Annotated in this window: 18 protein-coding genes; 7 read left to right on the forward strand and 11 right to left on the reverse strand. The window is 58.3% G+C overall.

Features of this window, described 5'->3' with window-relative positions; translation table 11 throughout:
* The coding region (locus DWY51_RS09680) for a hypothetical protein (RefSeq protein ID WP_233504662.1) at positions 1–232 on the forward strand (232 nt) is incomplete at its 5' end.
* Between the two features lie 560 nt (positions 233–792).
* On the opposite strand, the gene DWY51_RS07860 is transcribed toward DWY51_RS09680, so the two are convergent.
* Positions 793–1,200 (reverse strand): YjdF family protein, encoded by a 408-nt coding sequence (locus DWY51_RS07860; RefSeq protein ID WP_117770453.1) that lies wholly within the window; start codon positions 1,198–1,200, stop codon positions 793–795.
* Positions 1,201–1,372: 172 nt separating this feature from the next.
* Between DWY51_RS07860 and DWY51_RS07870 the strand changes: the two genes are divergently transcribed.
* Entirely contained in the window at positions 1,373–1,597 is a 225-nt protein-coding gene (locus DWY51_RS07870; protein WP_233504663.1) for a cupin domain-containing protein, read from the forward strand.
* Here the strand turns inward: DWY51_RS07870 and DWY51_RS07875 are convergent.
* From DWY51_RS07875 to DWY51_RS07885, 3 genes are read right to left on the reverse strand one after another with little or no spacing between them, the layout of a single operon-like run.
* Positions 1,594–2,445 (reverse strand): NAD-dependent protein deacetylase, SIR2 family, encoded by an 852-nt coding sequence (locus tag DWY51_RS07875; protein ID WP_117770455.1) that lies wholly within the window; start codon positions 2,443–2,445, stop codon positions 1,594–1,596. The genes DWY51_RS07870 and DWY51_RS07875 overlap by 4 nt on opposite strands.
* Complete coding sequence (locus tag DWY51_RS07880; protein WP_117770456.1) at positions 2,433–3,131, reverse strand: hypothetical protein; 699 nt, start codon at positions 3,129–3,131, stop codon at positions 2,433–2,435. The genes DWY51_RS07875 and DWY51_RS07880 overlap by 13 nt, the downstream gene beginning before the upstream one ends.
* A 3-nt stretch (positions 3,132–3,134) precedes the next feature.
* Entirely contained in the window at positions 3,135–4,100 is a 966-nt protein-coding gene (locus DWY51_RS07885; protein WP_117770457.1) for an NAD-dependent protein deacetylase, read from the reverse strand.
* Positions 4,101–4,242: 142 nt separating this feature from the next.
* On the opposite strand from DWY51_RS07885, the gene DWY51_RS07890 reads away from it, so the two are divergent.
* Entirely contained in the window at positions 4,243–4,803 is a 561-nt protein-coding gene (locus DWY51_RS07890) for a TetR/AcrR family transcriptional regulator (protein ID WP_117770458.1), read from the forward strand.
* Between the two features lie 224 nt (positions 4,804–5,027).
* Here DWY51_RS07890 and DWY51_RS07895 read toward each other — a convergent pair whose 3' ends face one another.
* Both DWY51_RS07895 and DWY51_RS07900 read right to left on the reverse strand, forming a co-directional pair.
* The gene (locus tag DWY51_RS07895) at positions 5,028–5,324 is read right to left on the reverse strand and encodes a DUF6508 domain-containing protein (RefSeq protein WP_117770459.1); all 297 of its coding nucleotides are present in this window, start codon (positions 5,322–5,324) and stop codon (positions 5,028–5,030) included.
* Between the two features lie 57 nt (positions 5,325–5,381).
* Entirely contained in the window at positions 5,382–7,115 is a 1,734-nt protein-coding gene (locus DWY51_RS07900) for a DUF262 domain-containing protein (protein WP_117770460.1), read from the reverse strand.
* A gap of 289 nt (positions 7,116–7,404) precedes the next feature.
* Here DWY51_RS07900 and DWY51_RS07905 point away from each other — a divergent pair, with 289 nt between their 5' ends.
* Entirely contained in the window at positions 7,405–7,935 is a 531-nt protein-coding gene (locus DWY51_RS07905) for a flavodoxin family protein (RefSeq protein ID WP_117770461.1), read from the forward strand.
* A gap of 108 nt (positions 7,936–8,043) precedes the next feature.
* On the opposite strand, the gene DWY51_RS07910 is transcribed toward DWY51_RS07905, so the two are convergent.
* Positions 8,044–9,138, reverse strand: coding sequence for an ATP-binding protein (locus DWY51_RS07910; RefSeq protein ID WP_117770462.1), 1,095 nt, complete (start codon positions 9,136–9,138; stop codon positions 8,044–8,046).
* Between the two features lie 202 nt (positions 9,139–9,340).
* On the opposite strand from DWY51_RS07910, the gene DWY51_RS07915 reads away from it, so the two are divergent.
* The gene (locus DWY51_RS07915; protein WP_233504664.1) at positions 9,341–9,955 is read left to right on the forward strand and encodes a DUF4143 domain-containing protein; all 615 of its coding nucleotides are present in this window, start codon (positions 9,341–9,343) and stop codon (positions 9,953–9,955) included.
* 92 nt (positions 9,956–10,047) lie between these two features.
* Here DWY51_RS07915 and DWY51_RS07920 read toward each other — a convergent pair whose 3' ends face one another.
* Positions 10,048–12,288, reverse strand: a complete 2,241-nt coding sequence (locus DWY51_RS07920; RefSeq protein WP_117770463.1) for a DNA gyrase subunit A — start codon at positions 12,286–12,288, stop codon at positions 10,048–10,050.
* 45 nt (positions 12,289–12,333) lie between these two features.
* Complete coding sequence (locus tag DWY51_RS07925) at positions 12,334–14,331, reverse strand: type IIA DNA topoisomerase subunit B (RefSeq protein ID WP_117770464.1); 1,998 nt, start codon at positions 14,329–14,331, stop codon at positions 12,334–12,336.
* Positions 14,332–14,782: 451 nt separating this feature from the next.
* Between DWY51_RS07925 and DWY51_RS07930 the strand changes: the two genes are divergently transcribed.
* Positions 14,783–15,013, forward strand: a complete 231-nt coding sequence (locus DWY51_RS07930) for a helix-turn-helix transcriptional regulator (protein ID WP_117736515.1) — start codon at positions 14,783–14,785, stop codon at positions 15,011–15,013.
* Between the two features lie 9 nt (positions 15,014–15,022).
* The gene (locus tag DWY51_RS07935) at positions 15,023–15,607 is read left to right on the forward strand and encodes a hypothetical protein (RefSeq protein ID WP_117770465.1); all 585 of its coding nucleotides are present in this window, start codon (positions 15,023–15,025) and stop codon (positions 15,605–15,607) included.
* Positions 15,608–15,697: 90 nt separating this feature from the next.
* Here DWY51_RS07935 and DWY51_RS07940 read toward each other — a convergent pair whose 3' ends face one another.
* Both DWY51_RS07940 and DWY51_RS07945 read right to left on the reverse strand, forming a co-directional pair.
* Positions 15,698–20,065, reverse strand: a complete 4,368-nt coding sequence (locus tag DWY51_RS07940; RefSeq protein ID WP_117770466.1) for a carboxypeptidase-like regulatory domain-containing protein — start codon at positions 20,063–20,065, stop codon at positions 15,698–15,700.
* Positions 20,066–20,220: 155 nt separating this feature from the next.
* Positions 20,221–21,225 carry a helix-turn-helix transcriptional regulator gene (locus tag DWY51_RS07945; RefSeq protein WP_199411399.1) on the reverse strand — a complete coding sequence of 335 codons (1,005 nt, stop codon included), beginning with the start codon at positions 21,223–21,225 and terminating at the stop codon, positions 20,221–20,223.
* Positions 21,226–21,457: the final 232 nt, after the last annotated feature.

Consider the following 21,457-nt stretch of genomic DNA (forward strand, 5'->3'; position numbering starts at 1 on the left):
CCTCCCATTTCTTGTGTCCAAGAAATGGGAGGCAGTTCAATTTGCTATCCGGGGCTTCTTCATACAACGCCGCGATGTGCTCCATAACGCTCTATTTGGGGAATTTAGTTCAGGCAATGAAGACGGGCGCATGAACGCAGAAAGGACGGCACGAGGCCCACTTGAATCCTCGACACTCATCCGCATTATCGTTGTCCCAATGCCCTCTGCATCAAGCGAGGTCGGCGGTTAAGTAACGGCTCGGCGAGTGTTATTTTGAGAGCTACGCGCATCTAAGGCAAGTTTTCGTGGTAAAACTACTTGCCGGAAGCCGCGGCTTTCAGAGTACGGCTTACGTGCACGTTTAACCTCCGTGGGCGACGGGGTGCCGCAAGGCGTAGAGTATCGCTCACCTGTAGGGGCAGCGCCGCTTCAGGACCGAAGGCTCGGCCTTCTACGAGACGCTCCAGCGCATCATCGATGGCAACACCAAGCGCATTGTCTCCGAGTGCCAGGCATACCTCGACTGCTACGAGCGCGAGGGAAGGCCTCGCTTTGCCGTCGACATCGACCGCATCGTGGGGCTGCTGGAGGGCGAGAAGTAGGGCACCTCGGCTCAGTCTCGAGCCATGCGGAGTCGCTCCGCATTTTTGAACGCCGCGCGTGCGTCCCAAATACTTAAGAAACAAGCTGTGAAGTGCGGTGGCGCGCCCGTGCCCGTGCATGGCCGTCACCATCAGCGTCTACGCGGCGTCGGCTTCAAGTGGAACTGACGCCGCTGCTGTATATGGTTTGCCTTGCTGCAAATGGCGATCAATGCCCTCGATGCTTCTGCTTGCGCTGCTCGAAGCGCGCCTCTGCCTCGTCCGCGCGACGCTGGCTTCTTGCTTGAGCCGAATCCCGCTTCATCGCTTCCCGCTGTGCCGCGAGAGCCTGCTGCGCCTTGGTGCTCATCGCTGGCTGCTTGAGGGCTTTCGCCGCCTCGCGAGCGCGCCGCTTGGGGTTCTTCGCGGGCTTGCTTTCCTCAGCCGGTTCGCCACCGAAGAATGAGAACTTCTCCCATTTGCTTGTAACGAATTTCTGAATCTCCTCATCGGACGGTTCTGCGCCGAAGACGATGCGGGCGACGCCGTATCTGCCGTCCTCGACGTGCTCCGCCAGCCCGACCCAAAATTGGCCGTCGTGATATACGGTCAGGGTGGACGACACGCTGATCTGCATGGTTGGCTCATCCTTTATGTAGATAACCATGCAGAGAAGGGACAACCAAGGAGGCAGGTTACTGATGCGGGCTCCCGCACGCCCACGACTACCCGACGGGGACTGTGTTTTCATCTCTGGTGGTTGGATTGTAGCATGAGCGAATGCGCATTGACCTCGCTGCCGGCATGCTGTGGCTGGGCGAGGGTTTTACCAGGAATGGGGAAAGCCGGCACAGGAACTGCACCCCGGTGATGTGGTCAACATCGCCCCGGGGGTGAAGCATTGGCACGGAGCCGCGCCCGACGGCTGGTTCTCGCATCTCGCGCTGGAGGTTCCGGGCGAGGAGACCTCCAACGAGTGGCTGGAGCCCGTGGACGACGAGGAATACCTCAAAGCGACTAACAAGAAGGCTTAAGCACCGTCTCCTGCCCGCGCCGCCGAGAGCAGGGCGCCCAGGTCGGCCTGGATCGCCTCTGCCTTGCTTCCAAGCTGCAGCGGAGCCGAGTCGCCCGAGATGTTGACGCTCAACAGGTGCGCATCCGGCAGCTTTGCGGTCATGCTCCAGAACGGGAGCGTGATAATGCCAGGGGTCATCTCGCCCACGCCGAGCTCCAGCAGCAGCACGCGGCCATCGCCGCGCTCGCGCACGAAGCGCTCGTATCGCTCGAGGCTCTCGCGCCATGCCGCACCCTGCAGAAACGTGTCGTCGCGCACCCACGGCGCGAGCTGCCAGCCGCAGTGCGGGCATCGAGGGACATCCTCGCTGCGGATCTCGAACCCCGTCATGCCCGCGAGCATACGCTCGACGTAGGGACTCGCGTCGAAGAGCTCGTCGCAGCATGGCTGTTTGCATTGAAGGTGTGCGAAGCTTCCCTGGTAGTTGCAGATCCTCTCGGTGGGAAACGTCTTCTCGACCTGGGTGTCCACATTGGTGCTCAGGATGAAGTAATCCTTATGGCCGATGAGGGACCGTAGGTCGAGATAGGGCTGCGAGGTCGGCTCGCGCAGCATGAAATCGATATATCGCGCGTAGTAGGCCCATTGCTGCTCGAGGCTGGGGTAGAGGTGGTAAAAGCCGTCAAAAAGACTCTTGAAGCCAAAGGCTTGCTGCCAGTCCGTCATTCCGGCGCGCGCCATGCCTGCGCGGTTGTAATGGTTGAACCCGGCGGCGCTTGACATGCCCGAGCCGATGCCGACGATGATGGCGTCGGCATCGTCGATAAGGCTTCGAAGCCTATACGCTTCCCTCTCTAGAGACGGCATTGGGCAATCTCCTCGAAAGTCGGGGTCATATCGCCGTCAACGAGAATCGTCTCGCACGATGCATCGGGCGCCATAGCCTGGCTGTAGTTGAACACGATGTAGGTGGCGTGCTCGCAGACGTTCGCGATCTGGGCGAGCATGTGCTTTATGATGCCGTTGCGCAGTCCCACGCCAAGTTCGAGGATGGCGACCCTGCCGTTGCGATGGGCTTGCACAAGACGCGCGAGCTCCTCGAGCTGGGCCGTGGCGAGGGCGTCTGGATGGGCGAGACGCCGCTCGTCGATCGACGTGCGTATGCTCCCCTCCGTCTCGAGCACGCGGTTCTCGTTGAACCCTGCGCGTACGAAGTGCCCGTCGATATTGCACGTGATCACGAAGGTGTCAGCGTGCTCTGTAAGACGCCGCAGCCCGTTCATGAGCGGGCTGGGCTCATATTCGAGATATTCCTTTTGATGAAACCGCTCGGCCCATCGGCGTCGCACGCTGGCATCCGGGGAGGCAAGCCCCTGCAGTATGCAGCCGATGCCGTCGGTCTGGGCGAGATCGCCGTACGCCTCCCGGAAATGGGTGTCGGCGCAGAAAAGATTGAGTCCTTCTGCCATGTCGAGCCCGTTGCTGGCGCCGATGATGACAAGATCCGCCTCGGAAAGTGCCCTGCCTATGCTAGCTGCTTTCGCCGTCTCCATGCGCTACCTCCCCAGCGTCTTGCGCACGTCGGCGAGCACGTCGGCGATGTCGGCGCGAACGGCGAGCCCCCGATCCTCGATCGCGCGGGGGAGAAACTGTGTCTTGTTGTTTACGGCGATGTAGCTGGCCTGCGGCAACTGCGCCGTGAGGGCCCAGAACGGCTCCTGGATAAACGCGGGCGTCATGCGGCCCACACCCAGCTCGAGGAAGAGGATCCTCTGCCGCGCGTGCGCGTCGAGCCAGTCGGACACCTTGCGGTACTGCTCCTCGTAGAGCTTGCCCTGCAGGAAGTTACCGTAGCCGCGAACCCAGGGGAACGCCTCGCCCCCGCAGTGCGGGCAGCGTGGCACGAGCTCTGTCGGAACCTCTAGGCCGTCTCCCATGGCCTCTACCATGTTGGAGACCGGCTCGACCGCATCCCACACCTCGTCGGTGCAACAGCGGGAGCACTGAAAGAAGCGGTGGTCGCCTTGGATCTCTGCCACCTTCTCCCAAGGGTAGATCTTCACAAACTGCGTGTCCTGGTTGGTAGTGAGTACGAAGAAATCCTTCTCGGCGAGAATGGCATCAAGGTCCTTGTAGGGCTCGCGCAGCGGGGCGTTGAGCGTGGTGTCGAGGAAGGTGGCGAGGTATCCCCAGCGCGCCTCGGCGGTGGGCCAGCGGTAGGACGACCCCTCAAAAGCGCCCTTGAAACCGTAGCGCCCGGCGAATTTGCCGAAATGCCTGCGATAGGTCGCGTTGTCCTCGTAGTAGAAGTCGCCGCCGCCCGCCGCGGAGAGCCCGGAGGCCCCGCCCACCAGCACGCAATCGGTTTCCTCGATCATGCGGGCGAAGTCCCTGATTTGCTGGTCGTAGGGCTCGGGCTCGCGGTCACTCAGCTCATAGGGCGTGCCGCTGCTGCGGTAGGCGGCCTGAAGGGAAAACGATCGGTTGGTGAGCTCGATAACGAGCTGCTCGTACAGAGTCACGGATACCTTCTTTCAGCTATTATAAACAGGTGTCTATAAAAAGTATCCATGTCGATTTGCTTAAGAGCAATGAACAGCTTCGATGCGCTGTCGATAAACGAACGATTGCTGGGCATTGTCGAGCGTTGCAATTGGAGGGGCCATGGAATCGGGGAAGATCGATCGTCGCCGACGCTATACGCTCTCGGTCATACGGGAGGCGTTCTTTTCGCTGCTGGCCGAGGTCGGCTTCGCGAAGATGACGGTAGCGGATATCTGCCGCCGCGCCGATATCAACCGCGGCACGTTTTATCTGCACTACGAGGACAAGTTCGCGCTGCTCGACGCACTTATCGACGAGGCCTTGGCGGCGGTGCCCCCGCTCGAGGGATCGGAGGTGGATGCCCTCTGCCAGCGTCCGCCGGCAAACGATGACTATTATCTGCTCTACTCGGATGGCGACGCGTACGCCCGGGTGGCACAGCGCGTCGTCGAGCGCGGCGCCGAGCAGATGGTTCCCTCGATCATGGAGAAGACCGGGCTTTCGCACGAAGACGCCTATCTGCTCTTCGTCCACAACGTCCAGGGAAATCTCGCGGTCAACCGCCTGCTCGGTTGGAGGCGAGGGCCCGAGTTCGCCCACGCCCAGGAGCTGCTCAGCGCCTATTCCGAAGGAGGCATGCGGGCGGTATCGGCTCGTCACGATCCCCGTAGTTCATCTTGACCACGGGTTCATTTTAAGTAAGCAGTGCAGCTATGAGCTGAGGATAAAGCGCCACAGTGTGCCCCGCGCTCTCGACTTCTCGGCAGAAACGTGAGCCTTTGGTCAATGCATCTCAAGATTGAGCGATGGCTCCGCTTTTGATTTGGTGGCATGACGGAGTGCGACGGCATGGCATTGTCGCATCGCTGTGCTGTCGCAGCGCCAGACGTCTTCGTGGCCGCCGTTCAGCCCTCGTCGAGCTCCTTCAGCCGGGAGAGGCAGCGGTCCAGAAACCCGCTCCTGGCTTGCGCGGCAAGGAGTCCGTCGCAGAAGCGGTCGCCACGAACGCACCACGTGATGCATGCACGTATCAGGTCAATGTCCCCATGGTCGATGTCGCAGCTGTCTATGCCTTCCGAGGTATCGATGCCATGGCGTTCAAGCGTCTCGAAGTAGCTGGTGTCCGCGAACCCGTCCAGTTCATAGAAATCGTCGACGAAATCCTCGAGTCCGAGCGTCCCGCCCCCAAGCTCGACATTCATGTTTCTGTCCTCCAGCTTGCCAGCGTGCTTGGTTAGTCTTTCGAACGTGTTCGCTCCTTAGCTCAAAAGTCCGTTGTCGCCCAGGTAGTCCACGAAGGCATCGATGATCCGTGCCGTGCGAGTCGCGATGTCTATTTCGGTGAAGTCTTCCATGACTTGTGTCAGGCGTTTGAGTTCCGCGATCTTTGTTCCGGCTTTGCGCTTGCCATTGCCGTCGGTGTATCCCTCATAGTACTTGCGTTTATCGCAGAATCTGTAGTCGGCCGCGCGGATGTTTACACGCTTCTCGAGCAGCGCCTTGTTACCCAGCGCCTCCAGGCTGGATTGATCGACGAGCGGGTCTATCTCGTTGCGCTTCTTGGCATAGATGTGCTCAATTTCGAGCGTGGTGTCTAGGTCCATGAGTGGTTGATCTGGGTCTGCGTACGCCCACCAAGTGAGCATGGACTTTGTTACAGGCCTGCCGTTGGTGAACACGTAGGTTCGGAATCGCTCAGCAATATTTGCGCGATTGAAGTGGTGGTTAGGAAACTCCACCGGGCGGTGCTCCACGATGTTGATCATCTCGGGATACACTGGCGAACGCAGCGCGTTCACGCCGGGTCGCTCAATGGCGTAGGCGAAAATGAATGCCGTGATCTTGTTTAGAAAGCCGTAGAGTGCCTCGTCATCGAGGACACCTTTGCTGTCGCTGTTTGCAAGGAACCAGACGCTTAGCAGATAGGTCCACATGCCGTTGGGGGCGTAGTTCAGCACGAAGAGCCTGCGGAGCACGCGCTCGCTGAACCCTTCCTGCGCGTCGACGCGTTTCCAGAAGCCGAGCAGCGCCTCGAGATCGTCGAGCGTGGCGTCCTCCTTGAGCATGGCGTAACCATCGGCACCGAAGAAGTCGCGCAACGATGCGGTGGTCGTGTCGCGGATGCCTTTCTTCGCGCGGCGGTAGTACATGTAGCGCGTAAATAGCTCATCGGCTGGTGTACCGCGCATGGGCCGGAAGATAGCGTTCGCTCCCTCCTCGAGTCCTTTCCAGCGACGGATGAACTCGTCCTTGCGCCCCGTGTCGGAATAATGCTTGTAGAACTGGCTCTTGAAGATGTCGGCATCCGAGAGAGGCAACCCTCGGTCGTTTAGAGTCGAGAAGATGCGTAGCGCGGTGTCCTGCGACTCCGCTTCAATGGGCAACAGTATCACATTGTTGATGACGCGTGTGGCCATGTAGACGGTGTAGGTGGGCCACTCGCTCACCAGTTGCTCAATTTTCCTCTGGAAGAAAGCGAAGTTGCGGGCATAGGCGCTCTTCCAGCCATCGCCTACATTGCCCTCTCGTAAAATCTCGAGGAATTCATTCTTGTCGTTGTCCGATGCAACCTCGGAGTTGATCTTGAGGCGCTCCATGTCGGGCTCGTCGAACTCGTCGGTTTTCCATACACAACGGGCGATTGCCTCGCGCATCTTCACAGACTGCTTATCCTTCATGTTGGTGAACTTGTCGTAGAACGCGCGGAGCAGCAGCATGATGGTGGTGAGGCGCTGCTGGCCGTCAATGATCTCAAGTTGGCCAGAGATGTTCTTAAAGGTGACGATGGGCCCTAGAAAGTATTCGTCGTTCTCGCTGTCGAAACGCTCGTAGTCATCGCCTGGAAAAGCGAACGAGAACAGGTCATCCCACAGCGTTGCGCATTCATCCTCGCCCCAGGCGTAGGGCCTCTGGTAGTCGGGGATGAGGAAGTCTGATCGCTTATCGGTGAGAAGATCGCGAATCGATCGCTGGTCGATGTTGAGCTTGGACATGAGCTGTACCTTCCGCGCGGGAACAATCAAGATGACACGGATTATATCGCCGAAGTCGTCATTCGCTCTATTGCTGCGAGCTACTGAATCTGGCAACCTCTGGCCAACCCTTACGGTTTCATGTCGTGATCCATATCGGCGCTGATTAATGTCCGTGATGCTTCTGCTTGCACCTTCTTTGGAGAGCGCGAGCGAGAGATGCGATCTACAGACGTCTGAATAGCTCCATCCGTTTTGGTTACAACAAAATGTGTGCCGCGCGCCTGCGGCATGAAGAAGGGAGATTCTTGTGAATATCGTTGTATTGAGCGGCAGCCCGCGTAAGGGCGCTAATACCGATACCATGGTCGAGGCGTTTGCCGAGACCGCGCGTGAGGGCGGCAATACGGTCGAGGTCGTCCGCGTTGCCAGCAAGAAGATCGCCGGCTGCTTGGGATGCCAGTACTGCTTCGCCCATGAGGGCGTCTGCGTGCAGAAGGACGACATGGCCGACGTGATCGAGTCACTGAAAGACGCCGACATGGTTGTCTTCGCTTCGCCCATCTACTGGTTCGATATCACCGCGCAGGAGAAAGCCACCATCGACCGCCTGTACGCCTTCGGTGCTACGGGCTTCCCGTTCACCAAGACGGCCCTTTTACTCGATAGCCACAGCGAGGGCGTCTATGATGCGGCGATCGCTATGTACAAGTCAACCTGCGCGTACTGCAAGTGGGAGGACCAGGGCATTGTCACCATTAGCGGCATGACCGAGCGCGACAGCATGGCATCCTCGCCCAAGTTGAAAGAGGTGCGAGAGCTCGCTCGCAAGCTCGCCTAAGGGCAAGAAGAGCACATGGCAATCAACACTAGCGGAAATGCTTGCTGCCCTTACCAAGAGGATTGCTGATTGCCATGCGTTGAAGTCCTTGCGGACAATCTTGGCGCGCTAGGAGGCCTTCTCGCTCAGGAACTCCCTGAACGCGGGGATGTCGAAGCCGACGAGGCCACGTCCACGTTCCCCGATAACGCCGTCCTCGAGGAGGCGGCGTTTGTATTGACTTGCATAGTTGCTGGCGACGCCCATACGCTTGGCAATTTCTGAGACCCTGCTGGGGCCAGAATCGGGCAGCATCGCGAGCAAAAACTCAATGTCTTTGTCAGAAAGCTCTCGATAGGTCGTTTCGAGAATACGATCGCGTAGCTCCATACGGGCAAGCAGAGAACCCTGCCGGACATCGGATGTACTGATTTGGGGCGAGTTTTCCGAAACATCCCAAGTGCGATATCCGACGAGCTGCATCATGTAGGGAAATCCGTCGACGGCCTTCACGGCGTCCTCGAGCGCTTCCGGCGTGATTGAGCGTCCTCCTGCTTCAATGGTTTTACGAAATGCATTCGCAATCTCAACATCAGTGATTCGTCCCAGCTGATGATACTGGGAGCGTCTGAGGAACGAGACGGAATCGTTGCGCAGTAGCGCCGATACTTTGTAGGGCAGTCCTGCCATGAGTAGGGCAACTTTTTTACCTTCGCGTACAAAGTGCTGGTAAACAGAGGCAAATTGAAGCATTTCTTCGAGATCGACGGTGACTTCATCGATGGTGATGAGAAGTCCGATGTCATGTTTTTCGAGTTGCTTGAAGATGCCATTCATGCGCGTGCGCCAGTTGCCCTGGGCCTCTTGAGCATATGTCCAATCGATGCCCACTGGACCAATTTGAACGCCGTTTATGCGCGCGTGAGGCTGTGAGAGGTAGCTATCTGCGGCTTCTTTGGTTCGCTCGATAATATCTTCGAGCATGCCTGGCATGGCGGAGACATTTGCTGCGATCCAGTCGTGTTCAAGCGCCGTTTCTGAAAGGAGCGAGAGAAGCGCCGTCTTGCCCGTTCCCCTTGCGCCAGTAAAAATGGTCGACAGGTTGGGATCTCCCGGGCCATTGATAAAGCCACGGTTGATGTCACGAAGGATATGCTCGCGACCCGCTAGAAAGGGAGGGACGCTTCCAAATGTTGGGGTAAAGGGGTTCTTGCTGTACTCCATGGTGGCTCCTTTGCAAGTTTTGCTAATTTTTGCAACTTTTGCTAAATTTTGCAAGTTTTGCTAATGACTCAAGACGGTGCGGGAAGATTCCGTATCGTCATCATTGAAGAGACTCATTGCCATGGGAGGCAAGCGTCTTGGCGAGTAAGCCTTGGCTATCTCCGAGACTCTGCTGGGTCCAGAATCAGGCAGAAGACTGTGAGTGAAAATCGGGAGTAGCGCTCCCGATTTTGACCAATTAACGTTTGTACGAGATGCGAGAACGGGGCAACTGTTAAATGCCACCGATATTGGAAACACTGTTGACGTCGACCGTAAGACGGTGAAGGCTTGGCTCTCGGTTTTGCAAGCGTCGAACAACGTTCGGATTGTCGAGCCCTTTTGGCCTAATGTCGATAAGCGTCTGACCAAGACCCCTAAGATATTCTTTATGGATACAGGTCTTGTTTGTCATCTAACGAGGTGGATAACGCCGGAGCAATTGCGCAACGGGGCTGCGGCGGGGCATATATTTGAGACGTTCGTTGTCTCGGAAATTTTGAAAAGCTTTATGAACGCGGGGAAGAGCTTTCGCGACGTATGGTTCTATCTAGACCAAAAGAAGCGCGAAATTGATTTGCTCATCCAAGAGGGCCATATTCTCCATCCCGTCGAGGTGAAGATGTCGGCCACGGTGGGCAAAGATGCGGTGAAGAATTTTTCCTGTCTCGAGGGCCTGACCGGCTATGAAATTGGGTTTGGACACGTTGTCTGCCAAACCCCGGATCCATACCTTATTACCAAGGATGTCCAAGCGATTCCCGTGTGGGGCATATGATATGCATTGCAACGAGCGGGGCCCGGAGCGCGATGTTGCTGCGTTCCGGGCCCCGTTGGTTTGTGGCTTGGACCAGTTCGACTGCCGTCGTCCTAGTCAAACAGGCTCGGCATGTCGTTTTCCTTCATGAGGGCACCGGCTGAGGGGAGGCTCTGCGCGGTGAACTTCTCGGCCGAGACGCCGGCGCCAAGAATTTCCTCGGTCGTGCCGACGGTGGTGACCGAGCGGCCCTTCTTGGCCGTAAAGGCCTGGACGCCCTGCGTGTTGGTGGTCGTCTTGGTCTTAAGCAGCGACGTGTTGAAGTTCATCAAACGATAGTCGCTCGAGACCAGCGCGATGTCGCGATCTTCCTTGAGCACCTGGGCATACAGCAGCTTGCTGCCACCATAGATGGCGTTCTTGAGGCGCTTGCGGTTGGTCTTGGTAACGTATCCGGCAAGCGCGACACGCACCACGCGGCCGTTCTCAAAGACAAACAGAGCGTCGGCCTTGTAGTCCTCGGGGTCGATGACCCAGATGACGTTCTCGTCGGGTTCCATCTCAAGATCGGTGGGCAGGTACGAGCCCAGCTGGGCCGACTTGGTGTCCTCAAACGCCGCAACCTTGCACTTGTACACCTGGCTCTTGTTGGTAAAGACCAGCAGCTCGTGCGTGTTGGAGGACGGGAACTCGATAAAGGGTTTGTCGCCGTCCTTGTATTTGAGCGTGGTCGCCTTCTTGAGCACGCGGTCCGTCATCTTCTTTAGGTAGCCATCGCGCGAGAGCATGATCGTAACCGGGTACTCCTCGACTTTGGGCTCCAAGCTTATCTCGATAACCTCATGGGGCTCGATCCTGCCCGTGCGGCGCGGCATCACGTACTTCTTGTTGACCGCGGCCAGCTCGTCGCTGATGACCTTCTTGATGTTGTCCTCGCTCGAGAGGATCTCCTCGAGTTCGGCGATCTCGCCCTCGAGCTTGGCAATGTCCTTGGTGCGGTTGAGGATGTATTCCTCGTTGATGTTGCGGAGCTTGAGCTCGGCGACAAACTCGGCCTGGGTCTCGTCGATGTCGAAACCCTTCATAAGGTTGGGTACAACCTCTGCCTCGAGCTTAGTGCCGCGGATGATGGCGATGGCCTTGTCGATGTCGAGCAGAATTGCCTCAAGGCCGTGCAGCAGGTGCAGACGCTCGGACTTTTTGCCCAGGTCAAAGTTAATGCGGCGACGCGTGGACTCAATACGCCACTTGACCCACTCGTGCAGAATCTGGCGCACGCCCATAACACGGGGATAGCCGTCGACCAGTACGTTGAAGTTGCACGAGAACGAATCCTGCAGCGTGGTCGAGCGATAGAGCTTGGCCATAAGCTTGTCAGGGTCGACACCGCGCTTAAGGTCGATGGCGATGCGCAGGCCCGAGAGGTCGGTCTCATCGCGGATGTCAGCGATCTCCTTGACCTTGCCCTCCTTGGAGAGCTTGACGATGCGCTCGATGATGACATCGGTCTTGGTGGTGTAGGGGATCTCGTACACCTCGATGATGCGCTCTTCGGGAATCCAGCGCCAGCGGGAGCGAATCTGGAAACTGCCCAGGCCGGTCTCGATAATCTTCTCCATCTCCTCGCGGCGGTAGATGATCTCGCCGCCGGTCGAGAAGTCGGGCATGGGCATGTACTCGAGCAGGTCGCAGTCGGGATCCTGCAGGTAGTGCATCGTTGCGGTACAGACCTCGTTGAGGTTGAAACCGCAGATGTCAGAAGCCATGGCGACGCCGATGCCCTTATTGGCCGAGACAAGGATGTTGGGGAACGTGGTGGGCAGCAGGCGCGGCTCCTTCATGGCGCCGTCGTAGCTGTCGACGAAGTCGACCGGGTCCTTGTCGATGTCCTTGAAGATCTCGGCGCTGATGGGGGAGAGCTTGGCCTCGGTGTAACGCGAGGCGGCGTAGCTCAGGTCGCCCGAATAGTACTTGCCAAAGTTGCCCTTCGACTCCACGAAGGGGGCAAGCAGCGCTTCGTTGCCCGTCGCCAGGCGCACCATCGTTTCGTAGATCGCGGCATCGCCGTGCGGGTTGAGCTTCATGGTCTGACCCACGATGTTGGCGCTCTTTTGGCGCTCGCCCTTGAGCAGACCCATCTTGTACATAGTGTAGAGCAGCTTGCGGTGCGAGGGCTTAAAGCCGTCGATCTCGGGGAATGCACGCGAGACGTTGACGCTCATAGCGTAGGGCATGTAGTTGACCTCGAGCGTCTGCGTAATCGGCTGGTCGGTGACCTCGGAGTGCAGGCCGATGACGTTCTCGGCGTTGACCTGCTTTTTCTTTGGCTGGTTCTTCGTCTTCTTCTTTGCCACGATTTCCTCTTGAACTTCTTATAGGCCGTCGTTATCGATTTGCTGCTACTGCAGGTCCAGCTGGTCCAGGTATTCCTTGCCGTGCTCGGAGATATGGCGCTTGCGGCCCGCCTCGTCGTTGCCCAGCAAAAGGTTGAACATGGTTTCCATCTTGGTGACGTCCTCGGGCTCCACCTTGATCAGGCGGCGCGTCTCGGGATTCATAGTGGTGAGCCACATCATGTCCGGGTCGTTCTCACCAAGACCCTTGGAGCGGTTGATAGAGCACTTCTGGTCGCCGATTTCCTTGAGGATGCCGTTTTTCTCGAGCTCGGTGTAGGCAAAGTAGGTCTTCTCTTTGCAGTTGATCTCGTAGAGCGGCGATTCGGCGATATACACATAACCTTCGTCGATAAGCGTGGGCACCAGGCGGTAGAGCATGGTGAGCACGAGCGTGCGGATGTGATAGCCGTCGACGTCGGCGTCCGTACAGATGATGACTTTGTTCCAGTTGAGGTTGTCCAGGTCAAAGGCACCGAGGTTCTTGATGCGCTTGTCCTTGATCTCCACGCCGCAGCCCAGCACGCGCATAAGGTCCATGATGATGTCGGACTTAAAGATGCGCGGGTAGTCCTCCTTTAGGCAGTTGAGGATCTTGCCGCGGACGGGCATAACGCCCTGGAACTCGGCGTCGCGCGACGTTCGGATGGCGCCAGCTGCCGAGTCGCCCTCTACGATGTAGATCTCGCGACGGTTTTTGTCCTTGGAACGGCAGTCGATGAACTTCTGCACGCGGTTGGCCATGTCGGTCTTCTGCTGCAGGTTGGTTTTGATGCTCTGGCGGGTCTTCTCGGCGTTCTCACGCGAGCGCTTGTTGATGAGCACCTGCTCCACAATCTTGTTGGCGGCGTCTTTGTTCTCGATCAAATAGGTCGAGAGACGCTCCTTAAAGAAGGCGGTCATGGCCTGCTGGATAAAGCGGTTATTGATAGCCTTCTTGGTCTGGTTTTCGTAGGACGTCTGGGTGGAGAAGCAGTTGGTCACCAGTACCAGGCAGTCCTGGACGTCCTGCCATTTGATGCCGCTCTCGTTTTTGTTGTACTTGCCCTGTTGCTTGATGTAGGCGTCGATGGCGCTGGTCAGAGCACTGCGGGCCGCCTTCTCGGGCGAACCGCCGTTCTCGAGCCAGGAGGAATTGTGGTAGTACTCCTGCATCATGAAAGTGCGCGAGAAGCACATGCAAGCAGTGATTTTTACGTTGTAATCGGGCAGGTCCTCGCGATCGCGACCGCGACGGTCGGCCTCGATAAAGAAGGGCTCGGTAAGGTAGTCGGTACCGACCTTCTCGAGCACGTAGTCCTCGATGCCCTTGGGATAGCAAAAATCCTCTTCGGAAAACTCGCCATCGTCGCCCTCGATGCGCAGGCGGAAGGTCACGCTGGCGTTGACCACGGCCTGACGGCGCATGGTCTCGCGATACCAGTCGTGGGGAATGCTAATCGAGGTAAAGACCTCAAGATCGGGGCGCCACTTGATGGTGGTGCCGGTGCGGTTCTCGTCGCTGGGCTCAATCTCGAGTGCCTTCTTCTTGGCGCCGACGACCTTGCCTTTCTTAAAGTGCAGGGAGTACTTGTTGCCGTCGCGCCAGACGGTGACGTCCATGTACTCGGAAGCGTACTGGGTCGCGCACGAGCCCAGGCCGTTGGTGCCGAGCGAGAAGTCGTAGTCGCCGCCCTGGTTGTTGTTGTACTTGCCGCCGGCGTAGAGCTCGCAGAAGACGAGCTCCCAGTTAAAGCGCTTCTCGGAAGGGTTCCAGTCGAGCGGGCAGCCACGGCCATTGTCCTCTACCTGAATAGAGCCATCGCGAAAGGCGGTGAGGGTGATGAGCTTGCCGTAGCCCTGGCGCGCCTCGTCAACGGCGTTGGACAGGATCTCGAAGGCGGCATGCGCGCAACCGTCGAGTCCGTCCGAGCCAAAGATGACGGCGGGGCGCAGGCGTACGCGCTCCTCGTCCTTGAGCTGGCGGATACTGTCGTTACCATAGTTTGCGGTGTTTTTTGCCATACTCGCTCTCTCGGTGCTCCTTTGCTGCGTTTAAGTCATATAGTTAGTCAAGGTAGCATAGCCCAGCCCACAGACGATTCCACCCAACACGAAATCCATCGAACAATCGTTCGGATTAACGGGTATAGTGTTTAGTGGTAACGCGGCATTGTTAAACAAATTTGGATACAAACGAATTTTATTTAATAGGGACCTAGTTTTACTAAACAAAATCGAATGATGCTGATTGCACGAGCGGGCACAGCGATCGACTATCAATCACGTTTACTCGGACAAAACCGAGTCGGTTCTGTCCGAGTAAGTTTGAATAGCGAATCGAGATTGTTATGTCCACATGGGGATGGCGAACATGGTTTCCATAATGACAGATATAGTTGACATCTTGTGAAGGATGCAATATATTTCTATCATGTTGCAACGGATATCTGTCCACATTTACGAAAGGAACTCCATGCCGGGCAAAAAGAACCTACGCATGAAGGCGGCACGCGCGGCGGCTGGCCTTTCGCAAGCTGACTTAGCCCAAGCCGTGGGCGTTACGCGCCAAACCATCGGCCTTATCGAGGCGGGCGGCTACAACCCCACGCTCAATTTGTGCGTGGCAATCTGTAAAGCGCTACGCGTTACGTTGAACGACTTGTTTTGGGAAGACGAGAGCAACGTCGACCCTGACGCTCTTTAGGAGTTCGCTATGAAATTTGAAGATTTAAAACTCGTGCAAAAGTGGCGTGAATATGCCGGTCCAAAGGATGAGCGCCTGGAGGCTGAGAGCGCGAAGATCTACAAGATTGGTTTCGTGCTGCTTTCGTTTGGCATGTTGATGATCTTTTTCTACCAGTTTATAGCTCGACAGGTTGCGTGGGTTCACAGCGACGCCAGTGAAATGCCGCATGGCTTTGCAACGCCGTTCGAGGCAGCCATGTATTTGTGGCTCATTCTCGTGATGTTGATTTGCGCAGGACTGCAAACGCGGAAGGGCTATGTCGATACCAATCGTTTTGGGCAAACCGAGCATCTTCCTGTTGGATATTTCCTGCTTGTCAGCGGTCTTAGCGGCGCCGCGTTCGCGCTTGTTATTGCCGCAATGCGCTGTATCGCTGAGGCGCAGATCGTGCCGCTCGAAAACGTCTTTTGGTTGGCGAACCTGGCCACGGGCGTGTTCTGCGGTACGACGATTTTCGCGGCCACGTTTGCTGTCCTGTGTGCAACGTTTTTCACGGCGAAAAGACGCCGTGCCAAGCTCGAGGCAGAACTCGACTCCGCTGGCGACATCTAATGCGCAATGGGCCGGCTCTGGGTATCCAGAACCAGCCCATTTTGATGTCCGATGAGCCGAGTCGGCGTCTCTCACAAAAGTAACTAGGAGCTAGCGAGGCCTATCCGAATTGACCCCATTTGCGGTGTCGGTTTCGAGCGCCGTGCGGCGGGCGCTGTAGGCGACGAGGCCGGCGCCTGCCGCGGCGAGTGCTGCAGCGGCTGCCGTAAGGGGAGCGTTGACATCGCCCGTGCCCGCAAGCGCGCCCGCTTTTCCGGAGCGCTTGTTATTGCCGTGGTCCTTGCCACTGCCGGAGTTACTTCCGCCGGAGCCGCCGCCCTTGTCGGTACCGCCGCCACTCGAGTCACCATCGCCGTCTGCCGTCATCGGGGCGTCGTGAAGTCCTGTCGCATCCGCGCTATCGCATACGCCGACCTGAACTTCTGAGCGTTCGCATGCCGCGTCGGGCACATGAAGCTCGTGCAGTACGGCACTCAGCGCCGAGTTTGCGCCTGGTCGAATTTCCTCGAGCGTTACGGGATCGAGCGCCACCAGATCACGCGCTTTCGCATACAGCGTTACGCGTTTGCCCACTTCGTCGCTCCAACACTCGGGGATGGCGAAGCTCATGCGGAACTGTGCCGTGCAGCCTGGTGCCAGCACGGCGTTTCCATTGTCGGCAACCAGCGGGTGCGTCGCAAAACGTGCGCCCAGCGCCTCGAGCGCGTACTTCACGTGTGCCATGTCGTTGGCCGAAGCGTCCTCGGCAAGCTCTGGATCGTAGATCGAAGCCATGCGCGCGTTCGCTCCGAATCCGATGGATGCGCTGGAGAACGGCTGGCTGGAGCCCTCTCGGTACAGATCGATCGTGCCGGCGGTCAGCAAGGTGTTGCCGTCGTTTCGAACCGTGACCATGAAGGATTCGCCTGCTGCTCCGGGCACCACCGCGCCCGAGGTAGCGACCGCGCCCGTCGGAGTGGCACATGCCACCAAAGGCACTTCGATGCCGTGCAGCTCTGCCTCGCTCTGCTCGGCACTCACAATGTGCGTGGCGAGCGCGGAGAGCATGCCTCCCGACGTCAAAAATGTCGTTATCTGATCGACGGGATGGTCCAGCTCGCACATCACGAACGGCTCCGTGAACAGATCACCTGCCAAGGTGCTGGCGAAGATGCGGAAGTGCTTGCCCATCACTGCTACCGGGTTGCCTTCTTCGTCGTAGGTTTGTCCCACCTTGCCATCGGTGTTCTCTACATAGAGCACGCACCTGCCGTTGTTGCTCACGCTAAACGATGCCGGGCCACAGCCTGCGGCACCCACGGGCTGCGTTGCAAATGCCGATGCGCCTCGCGTCCAAGTAATATGCTGCAGTTGCTCGTTGACGGTTGCCAAAAAGCCCGAATGTTGTGGCCACGGCACCGCATGGGGTACCGTGGCGTCTGGTGGCATAACGCCCCAGCCCGCAATGGACTGGCCAATCACGGCGTACGATGCGCAGCCGCAACCGTCTGCGGTCTCGTACGCAACGGGCACTACCATTTTGCCGTTGATATTCTCGGGTTCGCCCAGCTCGATACTCGACGGTGCTTGCGGAAAGCGGAGAACTTGGCGGAACGTCAGGCTGTCGCCCGAAACGTCCGACCACAGGGTAAAGCATTCCAGCGCAACCTCGGCCTCGCTGCCGAGCGCCTTTTCTGCGGTGGTTCCGCGGCGGTGGAGGTAGGCACCCGACAGGCGTCCGTCGACCAGCGTCTTGCCTACCGTGATGCGCGGGCACTGCAGGCAATGGTAGCCATCCTCCTGAAGGCGGCCGCGCGAGATGCTGCGCCACGACGTGTGCGATATCACGCGAACTCCGTCGTTGCTTATGTGCAGGCGCACAACGGACAGTATGCCGGATGTGCTCGCCGTATCGAAAAGGGTGTTGTCGCCGGCGGGGCGCTCGCCCGAGACCAGCAGCACGTAGGCGTCCTGGTTTTCCCTCCCGTCTGTATATTCCACCACGTCGAAGTCGTAATCGAATATGCCGTCGCGCCCCACGTCGCCCTCGCCAAACCCAAGGGGGAAGTCCACGGGCGTGGGAGCGGACCACGTGCCGTTTGCCTTTGTGTGCACCACCAGGCGCGAGCGGCCATTGTCGCCGTAGCGCACCGAGGCGATACGGAACAGGCATTCTACGCCGGCAATCATTGCCAGCTTCATGTGAGCTTCGCTGAGCACGCCAGCAAACAGCACGTTGTCGCTCGAGGGTTTTATGCCGCCACGCTCGTCCTCTGACACGCCGGCAGAATTGGCGTTGGGGTCCGCAACGGCGTTCGTTGCCTGACCGATGTAGGCGTACTCATACATCGGCGCGGCGTTTTCGTCGTTCTCTACCAGTGCATGGACGAAATGCTCGATCTGTCCCGTGTCGTCGCTCTCCGCGTCTGCCTCGAGCTCAATGCGCGTGACCGCCCGGTCCCAATCGCGCACGACAGGCGCGGCGTTTACGGCAGTGGCCTTAACCTCGGCGCGTGCGAGCAGCTCGGCGTTGGTGACGATGGTGGCCGATGCGATAAATTGCGGCACGCCGCCCGCCTTGATGTCGCCGGCCGTGCCGAAGCGGGCATCCAATGTGTAAGGCGTATCTCCACCCAATGCGAGCTCAGAGCGCTGGAGCACATACTGGTTGCCATTGTTCACCGACATATTCCACGAATCGAGGAGCGTGGGCCACGACCCCGACCAAGCCTTGGTGGTCCACTTGAACATTACGAACTGGAGTATCACATCGACATCGACGTCTGCACCTACGCGCAGTCGCGGAAGCTGGTGTCCATCCGCCTTCTCGTACCCAATGAACAACGTGAGGGACGCGGCGCCGCGCACGGCAGACGAGGCGACGCCTGCAACGCCGGCGCCAAAGGTGACGGCAAGCCCGATCTGGATGGTGAATGAGCCCGAGGTGTTGGAATAGTCGAGCGATATGTTTTTGAAAAACGCTGCGCCGCTACCGTGTGTGTGGGCGCCCACGGCGAGCGCCAGTTTTGCCAGCACCCAGGGGTTGACGTTTAGGAAAAACGGCACCGGTCCTAGGGTAAACTGTTCGGTCCAGTTGAGGTCGGTTCTTACCTGGAAGAGGGCCTTAATATTGCCGTATGCGGGGCCGTTGTTGTCACTCCAGGTTTTGCCCACCCAATCGTAGGCGAGCGAGCCGTACAGCTGTGTGGCGATATCCATCGTGAACAGCAGCGTGCAATGGTGGCGAAGGAGCTTGGTGTTTCTTGGGTCGGTGCCCGAACCGGCACTCATGCTCTTGTACTGATTCCACTTCCCCTCCATCTCGTCGAGGTAGTGGTTTGCCTGCTTGGCACCCGACTCGCGCGGTGATTTCTTCCAGTACTCTGGATCTGGATTGCCCGAATCGTTCATATAGCTGGCTGGTTTGTATCCTCCGCCAAACAGCACGTATCCAGCAAACGAGAAATCAAAGAGGATCGGAAATGTGGGTATCCAGCACGTGAACTTATTGCCGCCGATGCCGGGAAACGCCGCGGGGAAATCAAACGGAGTGATCTCTTGGTCCATGGTGGTGGGAATGATGGTGGTCGAGCCCGATTCCGCCTTTGCGGCCGGCGCGGTGACAACGGCCATAGGGGATGAAAGCGTGTAGGTTTTGCCCTGATAGTCGAGGACAAAGCGCAGTTTGCACCCTTCTTCCAGAAGGCCCGATGCCGCGTCGAGAAACATGTCTTCGAGTGTGAACGTCGCCAGATTATCCGCGCCCGATGCGCTGGCCTTGATCTGACCGATCTGCGTGACGGTTTCGGGTGAGCTGCCCGCGGCAGACGTCACTTTGTTGATGCGCAGCGTTGCCTGTCCGCCCTGTGGCAGATGTGCCTGAACGGTAAAGGCGTGCGTATCGGGCTGCTCGTTTGCCGTGTCGTCTTTCGGCAATGCCATAAACGTGGCTTCAGCGTACTGGATGTCCCATTCGTCGAATGTGAGCTGGCGGAAGTACGGCTCGCCGTCGGAAAGCGGACGCGTGGGCGCGGTTATGGCGGTGCCGCCCTGAATGCGCGCAAGGGGAATCTCGACATCACGGTAGCCCGCCATACTAATGGAGATGCCGCCGTTAAAGTCGTACGCGTCAAGGAGCGTTGCCTCGTCCACGTAGCCTTCCGAAAGCGGCGCGACCTCAAAGATGGCCGTGCCTTCGTCGTCGGTCGTGGCGGTGAGCTGCTTGCCTGCGGCATAGCGTGATGTGAGCGTGACCTGGGCACCTGCGATGGGCGCATTCTTGTTGGCGACGTCGACCACGACCACACCAAACATGGTGCGCGAGAGAACGAGCACCTTAAAGGGACCTTCTTCGTCGGCATAGGCCGCGGTGGGCGCGAACGGCAGCAGGAAGGCATTTTCGCTTCCCGGCATGCGAGGCAACATAATGCTCGCTAGCGAGGACGCTCCGGCAACAAGTAACGAACGGCGATCAAGCATCTTGGGCTCCCATCCCGCAAATATCGGTGGAAATAATCCAATTTTGCGAGAAGGCGCTTCGTGGCGGTAGTGCCGTTCGATGGCCAAAATGTCCAAATTGATCGAGCGAAGCGCCGGGTTCCAGAACGCGTTCGATGCGCTTGCCAGCCCGGTCGCTAACGCAACATATGCGCGACCAGCTCGGCGCGTGTGCCGATGCCAAGCTTTGCGTATACGCCGGATAGGCGGTTTTTAACGGTGCCCGGCGACACGCCCATATGGCGTGCGATTTCGGCGTTGGTCCACCCACGGCAGGCGAGCATGGCCATGGTGAACTCCGTGGTCGTTAGATCGTCGGCCACGTCCTCGCCCGAATCGGGGTTGTGGATGCGCCGCCAGCCGTAGCTGAATCGATACGTGATCTCGATGATGCGAGCGAAATCGTCGGGGTATTGCGATTTTAAGCATGCCTCGATAAGCCCCTGCAAAAGGCCGTGGTGCTCGCCAATGAGCTCGATAAGGCCGTCGGGACGCGCAATGTCCCAAGCGGCTCCGAAGTGTGCCTTTGCGGCGTCGACGTCTTTGAGACTCATGCAGGCCATGGAAGCCGACAGGTGCAGGAACAGTTCCGAGATCGGATAGCTTCCCTGTTTCATGATCAGGGCGTTTTCCGCCATACCTAGACTGCGGCCATATTCGCCGCGCAGGTACAGGGCATGCGCCATCACGTAGCTGGCGAACAGGCGCAGGCCTTCGGGCAGATGTGCCGCAAGCGGATAAAACTCTTCGGCAGAATACGGGGAAGGCAAGTGCAACAGGACGCTCGCGGCGGAGGCGAACAGGATATGCATGGCGTGGATGGCGGACGATTCCTCGTCGGCCGGCGTATCGAGGATGCCAGCAAGGCACCGGCGGGCGTCGGCGATACGGTTGAGCGACAGACTGGCATATCCGCAGATAAAGCATGCGGAATAGCGCAGTGCGGGGTCGGTGGCGTCAAGATAGGGGCGTGCTGTCTCGGCGGCGAGCGTGGCCTGTCCGCGAAAGTACAGCGCTTCTGCCGTGGCGATGGTGCGTGAATCGGGGTCGGAAATGCCTGCAACCGCAGCGTCAATCTGGCCCGGCACAAAGGCAGTGCACATCAACGGCATGGGAATGCGCGGGTAGCCATCGCAGTCCATCTTCCATCTCCCAACAGCTGGCAACTATAGCGACAATTGTACTCCTGTTGCTCGGGACTGGAATTGTTGGGCATTGCCTACGATTATGTCGAACGCATAAAGGAAGAGTCTATTGGCGATGCTCTCAAGGTGGCTACCGAAGCCAAGCTGACCTCGATATTAGGAAAAATTGCCACCCCTGCAAAAAGCTCTGTCGCAGTGATGGGAAACGCATCTTCTGGGCATTCCGGCG

Origin of the sequence: Collinsella sp. AF25-2LB, assembly GCF_003458415.1 — a bacterium.
Lineage (GTDB): Bacteria > Actinomycetota > Coriobacteriia > Coriobacteriales > Coriobacteriaceae > Collinsella.

Excerpts from the sequence above, each read along its gene's own strand:
- DWY51_RS07860 (WP_117770453.1), bottom strand. The coding sequence starts at position 1,200 with ATGCAGATCAGCGTGTCGTCCACCCTGACCGTATATCACGACGGCCAA.
- DWY51_RS07875 (WP_117770455.1), bottom strand. The coding sequence starts at position 2,445 with ATGCCGTCTCTAGAGAGGGAAGCGTATAGGCTTCGAAGCCTTATCGAC.
- DWY51_RS07880 (WP_117770456.1), bottom strand. The coding sequence starts at position 3,131 with ATGGAGACGGCGAAAGCAGCTAGCATAGGCAGGGCACTTTCCGAGGCG.
- DWY51_RS07890 (WP_117770458.1), top strand. The coding sequence starts at position 4,243 with ATGGAATCGGGGAAGATCGATCGTCGCCGACGCTATACGCTCTCGGTC.
- DWY51_RS07895 (WP_117770459.1), bottom strand. The coding sequence starts at position 5,324 with ATGAATGTCGAGCTTGGGGGCGGGACGCTCGGACTCGAGGATTTCGTC.
- DWY51_RS07900 (WP_117770460.1), bottom strand. The coding sequence starts at position 7,115 with ATGTCCAAGCTCAACATCGACCAGCGATCGATTCGCGATCTTCTCACC.
- DWY51_RS07910 (WP_117770462.1), bottom strand. The coding sequence starts at position 9,138 with ATGGAGTACAGCAAGAACCCCTTTACCCCAACATTTGGAAGCGTCCCT.
- DWY51_RS07925 (WP_117770464.1), bottom strand. The coding sequence starts at position 14,331 with ATGGCAAAAAACACCGCAAACTATGGTAACGACAGTATCCGCCAGCTC.
- DWY51_RS07930 (WP_117736515.1), top strand. The coding sequence starts at position 14,783 with ATGCCGGGCAAAAAGAACCTACGCATGAAGGCGGCACGCGCGGCGGCT.
- DWY51_RS07935 (WP_117770465.1), top strand. The coding sequence starts at position 15,023 with ATGAAATTTGAAGATTTAAAACTCGTGCAAAAGTGGCGTGAATATGCC.
- DWY51_RS07940 (WP_117770466.1), bottom strand. The coding sequence starts at position 20,065 with ATGCTTGATCGCCGTTCGTTACTTGTTGCCGGAGCGTCCTCGCTAGCG.
- DWY51_RS07945 (WP_199411399.1), bottom strand. The coding sequence starts at position 21,225 with ATGGACTGCGATGGCTACCCGCGCATTCCCATGCCGTTGATGTGCACT.